Source organism: Brachybacterium sp. SYSU DS0246 (assembly GCF_059391765.1).
Genome location: NZ_JBZXYT010000008.1, coordinates 96994 through 109059, shown reverse-complemented (window position 1 = coordinate 109059; position 12066 = coordinate 96994). Strand labels below are relative to the sequence as shown.

Annotated in this window: 11 protein-coding genes; 8 read left to right on the top strand and 3 right to left on the bottom strand. The window is 70.8% G+C overall.

The features are described 5' to 3' along the window. Positions 1–18: 18 nt before the first annotated feature. Positions 19–480 carry a DUF2975 domain-containing protein gene (locus AC5020_RS05810; RefSeq protein WP_464987550.1) on the bottom strand — a complete coding sequence of 154 codons (462 nt, stop codon included), beginning with the start codon at positions 478–480 and terminating at the stop codon, positions 19–21. 134 nt (positions 481–614) lie between these two features. Here AC5020_RS05810 and AC5020_RS05805 point away from each other — a divergent pair, with 134 nt between their 5' ends. The 4 genes from AC5020_RS05805 (at position 615) to AC5020_RS05790 (ending at position 4748) form a co-directional block, all read left to right on the top strand. Continuing rightward, entirely contained in the window at positions 615–1352 is a 738-nt protein-coding gene (locus AC5020_RS05805; RefSeq protein ID WP_377793451.1) for a M50 family metallopeptidase, read from the top strand. A 284-nt stretch (positions 1353–1636) separates the two neighbouring features. Next, complete coding sequence (gene erm / locus AC5020_RS05800) at positions 1637–2416, top strand: 23S ribosomal RNA methyltransferase Erm (RefSeq protein WP_464987549.1); 780 nt, start codon at positions 1637–1639, stop codon at positions 2414–2416. 93 nt (positions 2417–2509) lie between these two features. Further along, positions 2510–4003, top strand: a complete 1494-nt coding sequence (locus tag AC5020_RS05795) for a lipase maturation factor family protein (protein WP_464987548.1) — start codon at positions 2510–2512, stop codon at positions 4001–4003. A 127-nt stretch (positions 4004–4130) separates the two neighbouring features. Further along, a complete protein-coding gene (locus AC5020_RS05790) occupies positions 4131–4748 on the top strand; it encodes a biotin transporter BioY (RefSeq protein WP_377016045.1) in 618 nt (205 codons plus the stop codon). An 83-nt stretch (positions 4749–4831) separates the two neighbouring features. Here the strand turns inward: AC5020_RS05790 and AC5020_RS05785 are convergent, their stop codons facing one another. Continuing rightward, positions 4832–5845: a YdcF family protein gene (locus tag AC5020_RS05785; protein ID WP_464987547.1), complete on the bottom strand. Its 1014-nt coding sequence runs from the start codon at positions 5843–5845 to the stop codon at positions 4832–4834. An 88-nt stretch (positions 5846–5933) separates the two neighbouring features. On the opposite strand from AC5020_RS05785, the gene AC5020_RS05780 reads away from it, so the two are divergent. Further along, positions 5934–6434 carry a DUF6328 family protein gene (locus AC5020_RS05780; protein WP_464987546.1) on the top strand — a complete coding sequence of 167 codons (501 nt, stop codon included), beginning with the start codon at positions 5934–5936 and terminating at the stop codon, positions 6432–6434. A gap of 280 nt (positions 6435–6714) precedes the next feature. On the opposite strand, the gene AC5020_RS05775 is transcribed toward AC5020_RS05780, so the two are convergent. Continuing rightward, positions 6715–8151: a tagaturonate epimerase family protein gene (locus AC5020_RS05775; RefSeq protein WP_464987545.1), complete on the bottom strand. Its 1437-nt coding sequence runs from the start codon at positions 8149–8151 to the stop codon at positions 6715–6717. Between the two features lie 226 nt (positions 8152–8377). On the opposite strand from AC5020_RS05775, the gene AC5020_RS05770 reads away from it, so the two are divergent. The 3 genes from AC5020_RS05770 (at position 8378) to AC5020_RS05760 (ending at position 12063) form a co-directional block, all read left to right on the top strand. Continuing rightward, on the top strand, positions 8378–9400 hold the full coding sequence (locus tag AC5020_RS05770; RefSeq protein WP_377016053.1) for a LacI family DNA-binding transcriptional regulator: 1023 nt from the start codon (positions 8378–8380) through the stop codon (positions 9398–9400). Further along, on the top strand, positions 9372–10076 hold the full coding sequence (locus AC5020_RS05765) for a helix-hairpin-helix domain-containing protein (protein ID WP_377016055.1): 705 nt from the start codon (positions 9372–9374) through the stop codon (positions 10074–10076). The genes AC5020_RS05770 and AC5020_RS05765 overlap by 29 nt, the downstream gene beginning before the upstream one ends. Positions 10077–10299: 223 nt before the next feature. Next, entirely contained in the window at positions 10300–12063 is a 1764-nt protein-coding gene (locus AC5020_RS05760; RefSeq protein WP_377793443.1) for a potassium channel family protein, read from the top strand. Positions 12064–12066: the final 3 nt, after the last annotated feature.

Below are 12066 nucleotides of genomic sequence, written 5' to 3'. Positions count from 1 at the left end.
GGGCGGCACGTGTGCTCTTCACGGGCGGCGGGCGACCACCTCGGCGCGTACGACCTCGCGCATCACGGTCACCACGAAGAAGCCCGCTGCGCCCCCTGCCACCCCGGCGCCCAGGGCGAGCACCACACCCGGCCCGCCGAGCGAGACGACCACCAGCAGATGCAGCGCCACGATGACGGGGAACGCGGCCATCAGAGCGATCGCGAGCCTGAGCACGTGCAGCCATGTCAGCGACGCGCTCGTGAACGCTCGATCGCCGGCAGCGAGCGCGAGGAGTCGCCAGAGCGCCAGGAGGACCACGAGGCCGCTGAGAACCGTGAGATCAGCAGCGACCGCATAGGGGATCACGAGGTGCGAGACCTCCGGATACATCTGTCCGGTCAGGTGTGATTCGCGGGGCAGTGCGGGAAGCAGCAGAACCCCGCCTGCAGCGAGAATCGTCAGCGAGACGCGTGCGGGCACAACGGCGCGGGTTCCCATGGGCGTCACCGTACGGCGCGGATGCGCCGGCCGAAGAGATTTCACACGTCGTCCACCGAACCTCCGTGACCTGCCCCCGGACAGTCGGGTTCCACTCCCAGGTACCCCCTCGGCGCGACTGGCACCATGGCCGGATGGATCTGCAGAACCTTGCCGGTGAGATCTGGGAGCGCGTCGCCCCCGGCACGGCACCCGAGCCGGGCTGGTGGATCATGCTCTCCCTCGCCGCGGCGCTCGCCGCCGTGGTGCTGCCGTCCGTGTGGCGACTCGCACGGCTCGCAGTGACCATCGTCCACGAGCTCGGCCATGCCGCCATCGGCATCCTGGTCGGCCGCCGCTTCACCGGCTTCGTCGTCAGCGCCGACATGTCCGGCCACGCCGTGACCGTCGGCCCCCGTCGCGGCCTGGGCCGCCTCGCCTCGACCTGGGCCGGCTATCCGGCCCCCGCCATCCTCGGGACGCTGCTGATCCAGATCGCTCTGCACGGATGGGCTCGCACCGCCCTGTTCGCCGCTTTCGTGGTGCTGGTCCTCTCGCTCGTGTTCACCCGCTCAGGCCACACGCTGCTGGCGGTGCTCGCCACGGCCGCCGGCGTCGGTGCCGCCTGGTGGTGGGGCGGCGCGGCGCTGAATGCCCTGATCACCCTCGCCGCAGGCGCGTTCCTGCTGATCGGCGCGTGGCGCCACCTGGGCGCCGTGATGAGCTCAGGCGGCCGTTCGGATGACCCGGCCCAGCTCGCCCAGCTCTCGCCGCTGCCGGCCTGGCTGTGGAACCTCACGTTCGTCCTCGTCCTGGCCGCCGCCACCTGGTGGGCCTGGACGGCGGTGTCCCCGCATCTGTCTGTGCCGTCATTGCCCGGCCTGACCGGATAGCGGACGGCCGCAGATCACCGCGCTGCCGCAGATGACGGCCGCGACCGTGGCGAGCCGAGTGCGGTCGGGGTGCCCATGCGCAGGGACCGCCGACCAGAAATTCCATTGCTCCCCTCCGCACTCGTTCGTACCGTCGTCTTCATGAGTGCCTCGATATTCGTTCGGATCCGCCGCCGCTGACGGCGCGGATCCCGACTACCCTCTGACGATTCCGCGCCGCCCCCGGTCCACCGCCGGGCGGCGCTTCATGCTGCCCGGCTCCTGCCTTTCCCCGAGGAGCCACCGTGCATCGTCACCCTCCCGGAGCCCATGAACTGGGCCAGAACTTCCTGCGCGACCGCCGTGTCATCGGCCGCATTGTCGAGCTCGTCGCCCACACCGACGGCGCCATCGTCGAGTGGGGCGCCGGCGACGGCGCCCTGACCCTGCCGCTGTCCCGTCTGGGCCGACCGCTCGAGGCGGTCGAGATCGACGAGCGCGCCGCACACGCGCTGTCCCGGCGAGTCCCGGCACACGTCGCCGTCCGGTGCGGCGACATCCTGCGCCATGCCCCGCCGGCGGGGTCCACGCTCGTGGCCAACCTGCCCTATCACCTCACCACTCCCGCCCTGCGGCATCTGTTCCGCGCCGGCGGCTGGAGCGACGCCCTGGTCATCACGCAATGGGAGGTCGCGCGCAAGCGCGCCGGCGTGGGCGGGGCGACCATGATGACCGCGCAGTGGTGGCCGTGGTTCGAGGTCTCCCTGGACCGCCGGATCCCCGCGACAGCCTTCAGGCCCCGGCCCAGCGTCGACTCCGGCCTGCTGATCATCCGCCGTCGGCGGGAGCCGCTCGTTCCGGCTGCGGACCGTCGGGCATACCACCGGCTGGTACGGGACGTCTTCACCGGGCCCGGCCGCGGGATCGAACAGATCCTGCGCCGCAGCGGGGGACTGACCGCCCGGCAGGCCCGTACCTTCTGCGACCGCTTCGGCTATCACCCTCGCGCCCTTCCCCGGGACGTGGACCCCGCCCACTGGGCCGAGGCCTTCGCGCTGTCCGGGCCGGAGCGGCGCCGAGGCTGACCCGGCACCGTGGAACCGGTCGGACGGGTCAGCTGACGTCGGCCGCCGACCGGGGCACAATCAAAGAGCATCCGAGACCCGGAGGTGAGCACCGTGGAGTGGACGAACTGGCTGGCACTGCTGGACGGGCACGACTACACGATCGCCCGCGAGGTCATCCTGCGCGGCGTCGCCGCCGTGTTCGTGCTCGCCTTCCTCTCCACCCTGAACCAGTTCCCGGCGCTGCTGGGGGAGCGGGGCCTGCTGCCTGTGCCGGAGTATCTCGAGCGGCCCGGCGCGCGTCACGCGCCGAGCCTGTTCCACTGGCGGCGCACCCCCTACAGCGACCGGCTGCTGCGGATCATGTGCGTGGTGGGCATCGTGCTGGGCCTGTCCGTCGTGCTCGGCATCGCCCAGCTGGGGCCGGCGTGGACCACGATCCCGGTGTTCCTGATCATGTGGGGTCTCTACCTCTCGATCCATTCCGTCGGTCAGACGTTCTACAGCTTCGGCTGGGAGTCGATGCTGCTGGAGTGCGGCTTCATCGTCGGTTTCCTGGGCTCGCACGAGGTCGCGCCGCCGCTGCTGATCCTGTGGTTCCTGCGCTGGATGCTGATCCGGCTCGAGTTCGGTGCCGGGATGATCAAGATGCGCGGGGATCAGTCCTGGCGCGACCTGACCGCGATGGACCATCACCACCAGACCCAGCCGATGCCCAACCCGCTCAGCCGCCGGGCGCATCTGACACCCCACTGGTGGCACCGCCTCGAGGTACTGGGCAGCCACGCGATCCAGCTGGGCGTGATCTGGCTGGTGCTCCTGCCCCAGCCCATCGCCTCGATCGCGGCCGTCCTGGTCATCCTCAGCCAGCTGTACCTGGTGGTCACCGGCAACTATGCCTGGCTGAACTGGCTGACGATCATCGTCGCCTTCTCCGCGATCAGCGATTCCTTCCTGCGCTGGATCGTCGGCGGCCCCTGGCCGGGCTGGGGCTGGCAGAACCTCCCGCTCGGGCCCGACGGCGCGACGGGCACGGAAGGCGGCGAGGCCTCGCCGCTGTGGTGGCACCTCCTGATCATCGCCGTGTTCGCGTTCCTCGCCGTGCTGAGCTGGAAGCCGCTGAAGAACCTCTTCTCCCGGTACCAGCTGATGAACGCCAGCTTCAACCGCTTCCATCTGGTCAACGCCTACGGTGCCTTCGGCTCCATGGCCGAGCGCCGCTTCGAAGTGGTCATCGAGGGCACCCTGGCCGAGGACCCCGAATCGGCCGACGACGAGGCCTGGCGGCCCTACGAGTTCAAGGGCAAGCCCGGCGACGTGCGACGGCGCTCGCGCCAGTTCGCGCCGTATCACCTGCGGTTGGACTGGCAGATGTGGTTCCTCGCGCTGCGCCCCGGCGCCCAGGCCTGGTTCGTGGCGCTGCTGGAGAAGCTGCGCGAGGGCGACCCCGCGATCCGCCGGCTGCTGCGCACCGACCCTTTCGACGGCGCCGCACCGACCGCCCTGCGCGTGAAGTACTACGAGTACCGCTACGCCACCGCCGCCGAACGGCGGGAGACGGGGAACTGGTGGACCCGCACCGAGCTCGGCGTCATCGCGCGACTGTGATCACGCCACGCGAACCGCGCGGGCGAGGGATCCGCGGCAGACGGCGGGCAGGTGAGCGTGAGAAGCCGGTGAGGCCCCGCGTGTTCTAGGCTGTCCTCTTCCGCCGACCATCACCCTGAGGAGCCCGATGTCCGCGATCGCCGTCCCGGCCCGCCGTCCCGTCCTGGCCGACGCCCTGACCCCGCACCGCACCCGCCTGCGCGATGCCGTCCTGGTCCTGGCGGGAACCGCCGTGGTCGCACTCCTCGCGCAGGTCACGATCCCGCTGCCCCTGGTCCCGATCACAGGGCAGACCCTCGGGGTGATCCTCGTCGGTGCCGCCCTGGGCTCTCGCCGTGGTGCTGCCGCGATGCTCACCTACCTGCTCGCCGGCCTGGCCGGAGCCCCGATCTTCGCGGAGTTCACCGGCGGCCCCGCCGCGGTGCTCTCGCCCAGCTTCGGGTTCATCCTGGGCTTCGTGCCCGCGGCCTTCGTGGCCGGCTGGTTCGCCGAGCGCGCCTGGGACCGCAGGCCGCTCGGGGCCATGGCCGGCTTCATCGCCGCCAGCGCCGTCCCGTTCCTGATCGGCGTGCCCTACCTGGCGATGATCCTCAACGCCGTGATGGGCGCGGAGCTCGGTCTCGGCGGCATCCTGGCCGCTGGAGTGTGGCCGTTCATCCCCGGCGGCGTGGTCAAGGCGCTGCTCGCCGCCCTGCTGATCCCCGCCGCGTGGCGGGGCGTGCGCGCCCTGGACGAGCGCGGCTGAACGACTGTCGGGTCCGACCAGTTGCCGTGAAGGAGCGTTCGGCCCGCCGCAGGGCTTCGACCCGCAGCGGGACCGTGCTCTCCTCAGGGCGCCAGGAAAGCTGCTCTGACCAGTAGGGCCACGAACGCCAGAGACGGGAGCAGCAGCACCGCGTTCCACACCTTGTGGTACGACATCACTGCGATGAACTCGCGCAGGGTGGCGCTGGGTACGTAGTAGAAGGCAGTGCGCCCGCCGACGGCTTCATCGGCGAAGCCCAGCCGTCGCGCCAGCAGGGCGGCGCGGAAGGCGTGGTACCGAGAGGTCGCGACGATGTACGGCCCCTGGTGGCCGGCCTCGTCGAGGATCCGGTGGGAGAGGATCACGTTCTCCTCGGTGGTGCGGGATTCGGTCTCGGCGTGCACCCGATCGGCGGGGATCCCGACCTCGTCGATCAGGTATTCGGCCATCGCCTCGCCCTCCGGGCGCAGCTCGTCCTCGCCCTTGCCGCCGGAGGGGACCAGCAACGGGTCGAGACCCGCCGCCAGCAGCCGGTCCCGCTCGGCGACCGCACGATCAAGGCGTCCCCGCAGCAACTTGCTGACCTTCCCGTTGATCAGCCCCGAGCCGTGGACGATGATGCCGGTGGTCTCCAGCTGCCGAGGAAAGAGCTGGTAGGGCACCGAGGCGCACAGGAAAACCAGGAACGCGATGCCCACGTGCACCGAGACCAGCGCCAGCAGGGCACCGGCACCGATCGCGAGCGGCGCCATCGTCAGCACCAGGGCGGCCGCGACCCAGGGAGCGGCGAGCAGAGCAGCCCCGGCAAGACCCGACAGCAGGTTGCCCAGCGAGCGCCCCTCCTTGCGCACCATCGTCAGCCCGTTGGCGACCATGAACACGCCGAGGGCGAGCACGCCCAGCAGCGAGACGATCCCCACGGCGAGGGCGAACAGATTGCCCAGAGGCAGCGTGGAGACGAGCTGAGTCACCAGCGAGACGCTCGCGTTCAGGGCGATCAGCAGCAGCACCCCGTTGCGCACCCGCCGACGGTCCTGCCGGAACACCAGCAGGTACACCGCCCACCAGAACGCCGTCCAGATCAACGAACCCAGCACCACCGTCTCCTTCCGACGCTCGTACCCTCATCCTGGCACCTACCGCTCGGCCTCGCGCTCCACGACCACCGTCCCTACACTGACGGCCATGCGCGCGGAGCAGGAGTCACCCGAGGTCGGCTGGGGATACAGCCGTGACGAGACCGAGGCCCAGAAGCTCGATCGGAACTGGAACGAGCTGCTCCAGGAGATCCGCGTGCTCCAGACGGGGTCGCAGATCCTCGCCGCCTTCCTTATCGTGCTGCCCTTCCAGTCCCGCTTCGACCAGCTCGATCAGTTCCAGATCTACCTGTACCTCGGACTGCTGCTGTTGGCGCTGGTGATCGTCGCCCTGCTGCTCACCCCGGTCGGGATCCACCGGCGCCTGTTCCGCCAGCGCGTCAAGGACGAGATGGTGCGCATCGCCAACCGGCTGCTGATGGCGGCGATCGTGCTGCTGGCGCTGTTGCTGACGGGCGTCGCCGTGTTCGTCGTCGACGTGGTCCTGGGCCGCGTGGAGGCCGCCGTCATCGGGGCGCTGCTGGCGACGCTGCTGGTCATCCTCCTGGTCGTGGTGCCGTGGACGATGCCCAAGCGGTCGATCTCCTGACCTGCGTGGCCTGACCTGCGCAGCCCACCCTGCGCGGTGCACAGCGTGGGGCCGGTCCTGCTCGACGGCACGGCGCCGCGGGCCGGTGGCAAAAAGGTGTAGCTGAGCGGCCCGCGACCCCTGTGAGGGGAGGGCGCGTGCCGCTCAGCTACAAGTTCGTGCCACCCTCCCTCAGCAGCCAGCAGCCAGCAGCCAGCAGCCAGCAGCCAGCAGCCAGCAGCCAGCAGCCAGCGGCTGGCACCAGCAGCCAGCCCAGCAACCGGCAGCCGGTGGCTCGGGGTCAGCGTCCTGTGGTTCCCGCGGCGAACGGGGCGAGGTGCCTGCCGATGTGCTCGGCGACGATGTCGGTGTGCTGCTCCTGGTGCGCGGTGACCACCTCGAGGAAGCGGTCGTGGATCGAGGCGCCGGCGGCGTCGGTCCCGTTCAGCGAGTCGCCGTAGCCGACGTGGAGGATCTGGCGGGCGTCGTCCGAGCGGATCAGCTCCACGAGGTCCACGCCGTCCAGCGAGGTCGGGGTGCGGTCCTCCTGGGCGGAGACCTGGTAGCTCGCGCGGGCCTTGACGTAGGAGGCGCGGGAGATGTCCCAGATCGCCGCGAACAGCTCCGGATCGTGCGCGGCGACGATCTCGAGTCCGCACAGGTAGCTGGTGCCCGAGGTCTTCAGGTGCACGTGTCCGTCGGTGGCCTCGACGCACAGCGGGTAGATCGAGAACTTGTCCGAGCCCGAGTGCAGCGAGATCTTGTAGCCGCCGAACTGCTCGGAGATCGCGTGGTGGGCCTCGAGGTTGGTGCGCAGCTCCTCGGTGTCGCCCAGGAAGTCCAGCCCCTTCTCGAAGCCGTCGACGTAGCGCGGGGCGAAGCTGAACCATGAGGCCCCCAGGCGCTTCAGCTCCGAGGCCAGGTAGTAGTGCTCGAAGAACGTGGTCAGCCACGCGGTCTCGTCGACGGCGATCTCGATCTCGATCTCGTGCTGGGCGTTCTCGGTGGCGTGGCGGTACAGGCGGATCGCCTCCACCACCGCGCGGCCGTACTTCACCGCGGCCGTCAGCACGTCCTCCTCGGTGACCTCGATCTGGGAGTGGCCGACGTCCACGGTCATCCCGACGTACCGCGTCCTCACGGCGGCCAGGGAGTCCTCGAGCTGATCCCAGGGGAGGGCGGCGGCGTCGGCCTCGCTGACGCCGCCGGTCACGTCGGCGACGAGGTCCCCCGGATCGAGGGTGAACATCGTGAAGCCGGCTGCGAGCCCGCGGTCGATGCCGTCGGTGCTCTTGATGTGGTCGCAGTCGGCCCCGAAGCCGCGGTCCCAGCCGGCCTCGAGCAGTCCGAAGACCGCTTCGTCCATGACGGACTGGGCGCTGCGGCCCAGGCGGTCCATCTCGCGGATCGACTGCTGGGCGAGCACGGGCATCACGTCTCCGCCGGCGGCACCGAAGGCGCGCGCCTGGCCCGGCGTCGCCAGGCCGGTGCGGTCGCCGGTTCCCACGGAGGTGCGATGCCCGGAGATCAGCTGCGGGCGAAGCACGGGGAATGCGGCCTGCAGGGCCTTCGCGTTGGTGGTGGACAGCGGGCCGGTCAGCTCGTGCACGTCCCCGGCGGCCGTGGTCTCGCCCTCGAAGGGGGCGAGGGCGTCCGAGGAGCGAGCTGTCAGGTGCAGGTGGCGGGCAGATCCGTCGTAGCGGATGCCGGCCTCGAGGGAATCGGTGCGCAGGGTCATGGGTGTCTCCGATCGAGCACGGGTCGAGGGTGGGCGAGGTCTGCCGAGGCGTTGGCAGGGAACGTGTGGCGAGGTCTGCGGACGTCAGCGTTCCGAACCCTCACACCGTAAACGATTGCATATCCCGTGCCTGCGCGACAGGGCATTCCGCGACGTAGGATGCGGTGAGACTGCAAACTTTGCAGATCGGGCCGACGTGCCCGGGCGGAGGAGACGGAGGCACCGGATGGCGATCACGCTGAAGGACGTGGCGGCCCGCGCCGGGGTCTCGATCGCGACCGTCTCCCGCGTGTTCCAGCGCCCCGAGATGGTCGGCGAGAGCACTCGCGAACGGGTCCGCGCCGCCGCGGCCGACCTCGGATACAGCCCCAATCGCACTGCGCGTGCGCTGATCACCGGCCGGTACGGCGTCTACGGGGTGATCGTCCCGGACCTGGAGAACCCGTTCTTCCCGGCCGTGCTCAAGGGCGCCCAGGCGCGTGCGCACCACGTGGGTGCGCAGCTGCTGATCACCGACGCGGGCGAGAGCCCGGAGGGGGAGCTGCCGCTGGTGCGCACCTTGGCCGGCCAGGTCGACGGCATCGTGCTCTGCTCCAGCCGGATGGACGAGAGCGCACTGGAGGAGGCTGCCTCCATGACGCCGCTCAGTCTCGTCAACCGTGTCTCCCCGGACCTGCCAGGCGTGTTCGCCGACGTGACCCCGGGCATCCCCGCCGCGATCCGGCACCTGCGCCGGATGGGCCACCGCCGCCTCGGTTACGTCGGCGGCCCCAGGGTCAGCCGCTCCGACACCGTCCGGCGCGCCGTGATCGAGGAGATCTGCGCCGAGATCGGTACCGAGTGGACCGACCTGGGCTCGTTCGCCCCGACGGTCGAGGGCGGCAGACAGGGGGCCGAGGCCGTCCTGCAGACGGATGTCACCGCGGTGCTGGTCTACAACGACCTGATGGCACTGGCGCTGATGGAACGGCTGCGGGGCTTCGGCGTGGCGGTGCCCGGCCAGATCAGCGTCGTGGGCTGGGACGACATCGAGTTCGCCGCGCTGGTGACTCCCGGCCTCAGCACGGTGCGCGTCCCGCGCTACGAGATGGGCGTCCAAGCGATCGACCTGCTGCGACGGGATGGCGGCACGTCCGACGGGCCCGCACGGATCGGCCTGCCCACCCGGTTCGTGCCGCGAGGATCGACGGCGACTGCGGCCGAGCACTACGGTGAGCTCCATGAGCGGTCCGGACGGCCTGATCGGTGACATCCCGGGAGTGGGGCGGCCGGCTGCTCGCGCGCTCGCCGAGCAGGGCCTGACGACGCTCCGATCACTCGCAGGGGCGGACTGGCCCGATCTGGCGCAGCTGCACGGCGTCGGGCCCGCCGCCGGCAGACGGCTGCAGTCGGCGCTCGAGGAGCACGGCATGAGCATGCGCGAGCCCCCGGCCCCGCAGCGGCGCACCGCCACCTTCACCGTGACCGATGCAGGCGCCCCCGCGGCCACGGGCGGTCGGCGGACCACCGGCACGCGCGCTTCGGGATCCACGCGCCCCACCGACATCTCCCCGCAGCAGTTCCTGGAGGGCCTCGGGGACCGTCGCCGACGGGAGGGGGCAGAGCTGCTGGAGCTGTTCACCGGTGTCACCGGGGAGCAGGCGAGGATGTGGGGCCCCAGCATGATCGGCTTCGGGCAGTACCACTACGTCTATGCCACCGGTCGGGAGGGAGACAGCTTCCGCGTCGGTTTCAGCACGCGCGCGGCGGATCTCGCCCTGTACGGACTGCAGAACGGCCCGCGCGCTGGTGAGCTGCTGGACCGGCTGGGCACGCACCGCCGAGGGGCCGGGTGCGTGTGGGTGAGGAAGCTCGAGGACGTGGACAGCGACGTGCTTCGTGAGCTGGTCGCGCACGCGTGGCAGAGCGGGCCCGGGGGCTCCTGATCCCCGGCTGATCCCGAGTCGCACGCCCCGGCCCGGGGCTCCGTGCGGCTGCGATCATCACGATCACGACACGGAAATGACCTCCACCGGGGCGAAGCTGGTGGTCTTGGGCTCATCGTCCGACCAAGCGTTATGTGCCGCCGTCGCAGCGGGCCTACGCTTTCGCCTGGTGCGGGGAGAGGCCCCGCAGCGTCGGAGCCGAACTGTTCTCGAGAGGAATCGCATGGGCGCGTGGAAGGCGGAGCGCAGGCGCGGGGACCGTGTCCCGATCGCCCGTCGGCGATCTCGCGCCGGTGTGGTGATCGTGGCCATCGGGCTCGCGATGGTGGTCGGCTACGCCGCCCTGTTCAAGGGCCTCATGCACATCGAGGGGCAGGAGCACTCCTGGGTCAGCGCCGTGTACTGGGCGATCACGACGATGTCGACGCTCGGCTACGGCGACATCACCTTCGACACGGACCTCGGGCGCCTGTTCTCCCTGGGCGTCCTGCTGAGCGGTGTCGTCTATCTCCTGGTCCTCGTCCCGTTCTTCGTCATCCAGTACATCGTCACCCCGTGGCTGGACCGTCGCCGTACCTCGCGCACCCCGCGCAAGGTGCCGCCGCAGCTGCACGGCCATGTCCTCCTGGTCGGCTCCGACGCCGTCACCCAGGCCTTCGCCGCTCGCGCCGAGCGCTCCGAGGTGCCCGCCGTCGTCGTGCTCGAGGACCCGATCGAGGCAGGGCAGCTGCACGACCAGGGCCGCCACGTCGTCGTCGGCCCCCTCGACTCCGCCCTGACGTACCGCAACGCCGGTGCCGACCGGGCACGGCTGGTGGTCTCGACGCTCTCGGACACCGCGAACACGAACGTCGCCTTCACCGTCCGTCAGTGCGCCGGCGACGTGCCGATCGCGGTCACCGCCAGCAAGCCCGTCTCCGTGGACGTGCTGGGTCTGGCCGGCGCCGACCACGTCCTCGAGCTCGGAGCCGTGCTGGGTCAGGAGATGGCCGGCCGTGTGCTCGGCTCCACCGGGCGCGTCCACCGCATCGGCAGCTTCGGGGACACGATCGTCGCCGAAGCCGCCGCGCGCGGCACCGCGCTGGTCGGCAAGACGCTCGGAGAGGCGATCTCCGAGCTGCGCTCGTGCGTGCGCATCCTCGCGATCATGCGCAAGGGCCGGCTGCGCCCCCTGAAGCCCGAGCTGAAGATCACCGACACCACCGTGCTGATCCTCGCCGGCGAGAAGGACGAGCTGGCCGCCTACGACGAGCAGTTCCAGGTCCAGGAGCAGTCCGAGGATCCCGTCATCATCATCGGCGGCGGCCGCGTCGGCCGTGCCGCCTCCCGCGGACTCACCGACGAAGGCGTGCCCAACACCATCGTCGAACAGCTCCCGGGCCGCGTGCAGAACTCGTACTCCGCCCTGGAGGGCACGGCCAGCTACGACGTCGTCGAGGGCGACGCCGCCGACGTGCGGATCCTGCGTCGGGCCGGGCTCGACAAGGCCTCCGCCGTGCTGGTCACCGCTCGCGACGACGACCTGAACGTCTATCTCACCCTGTTCTGCCGGCGGCTGCGGCCCGAGCTGCAGGTCGTCTCCCGCGCCACCTACGAGCGCAACGTCGCCACCCTCTATCGCGCCGGCGCCGACGGGGTGCTGTCCTACGCGACCATCGGCGCCACCGACCTGTGGAACCACGCCGGGCTCAGCCACCGCGTGCTGGTGGCCGAGGGCAACGAGCTGTTCCTCGTGCCGCGGCCGTCCTCGCTGGTGCGGCGCTCGGTGCGCAACTCCGAGGTCCACCGCCGCACCGGCTGCCTGATCGTCGCCGTGGCCGACGAGGACGGCACCCTCAGCTACGACACCGAGTCCATTCCCTCGGCTCCCGGCAAACTGCTGCTGCTCGGAGACCGCCACGCCGAGCGCCGCTTCCGCGAGACGTACCTCGGGCGGCGCCGTTCCCGCGGGAGCGGCCGCGACGGGCCGGCCGGTCCGCGCCGCTGATTC

What these genes read in the sequence shown, in the direction of transcription:
- AC5020_RS05765 (WP_377016055.1), top strand. Translation starts at nt 9,372, where the DNA reads ATGAGCGGTCCGGACGGCCTGATCGGTGACATCCCGGGAGTGGGGCGG.
- AC5020_RS05770 (WP_377016053.1), top strand. Translation starts at nt 8,378, where the DNA reads ATGGCGATCACGCTGAAGGACGTGGCGGCCCGCGCCGGGGTCTCGATC.
- AC5020_RS05780 (WP_464987546.1), top strand. Translation starts at nt 5,934, where the DNA reads ATGCGCGCGGAGCAGGAGTCACCCGAGGTCGGCTGGGGATACAGCCGT.
- AC5020_RS05790 (WP_377016045.1), top strand. Translation starts at nt 4,131, where the DNA reads ATGTCCGCGATCGCCGTCCCGGCCCGCCGTCCCGTCCTGGCCGACGCC.
- AC5020_RS05810 (WP_464987550.1), bottom strand. Translation starts at nt 480, where the DNA reads ATGGGAACCCGCGCCGTTGTGCCCGCACGCGTCTCGCTGACGATTCTC.
- AC5020_RS05775 (WP_464987545.1), bottom strand. Translation starts at nt 8,151, where the DNA reads ATGACCCTGCGCACCGATTCCCTCGAGGCCGGCATCCGCTACGACGGA.
- AC5020_RS05805 (WP_377793451.1), top strand. Translation starts at nt 615, where the DNA reads ATGGATCTGCAGAACCTTGCCGGTGAGATCTGGGAGCGCGTCGCCCCC.
- AC5020_RS05760 (WP_377793443.1), top strand. Translation starts at nt 10,300, where the DNA reads ATGGGCGCGTGGAAGGCGGAGCGCAGGCGCGGGGACCGTGTCCCGATC.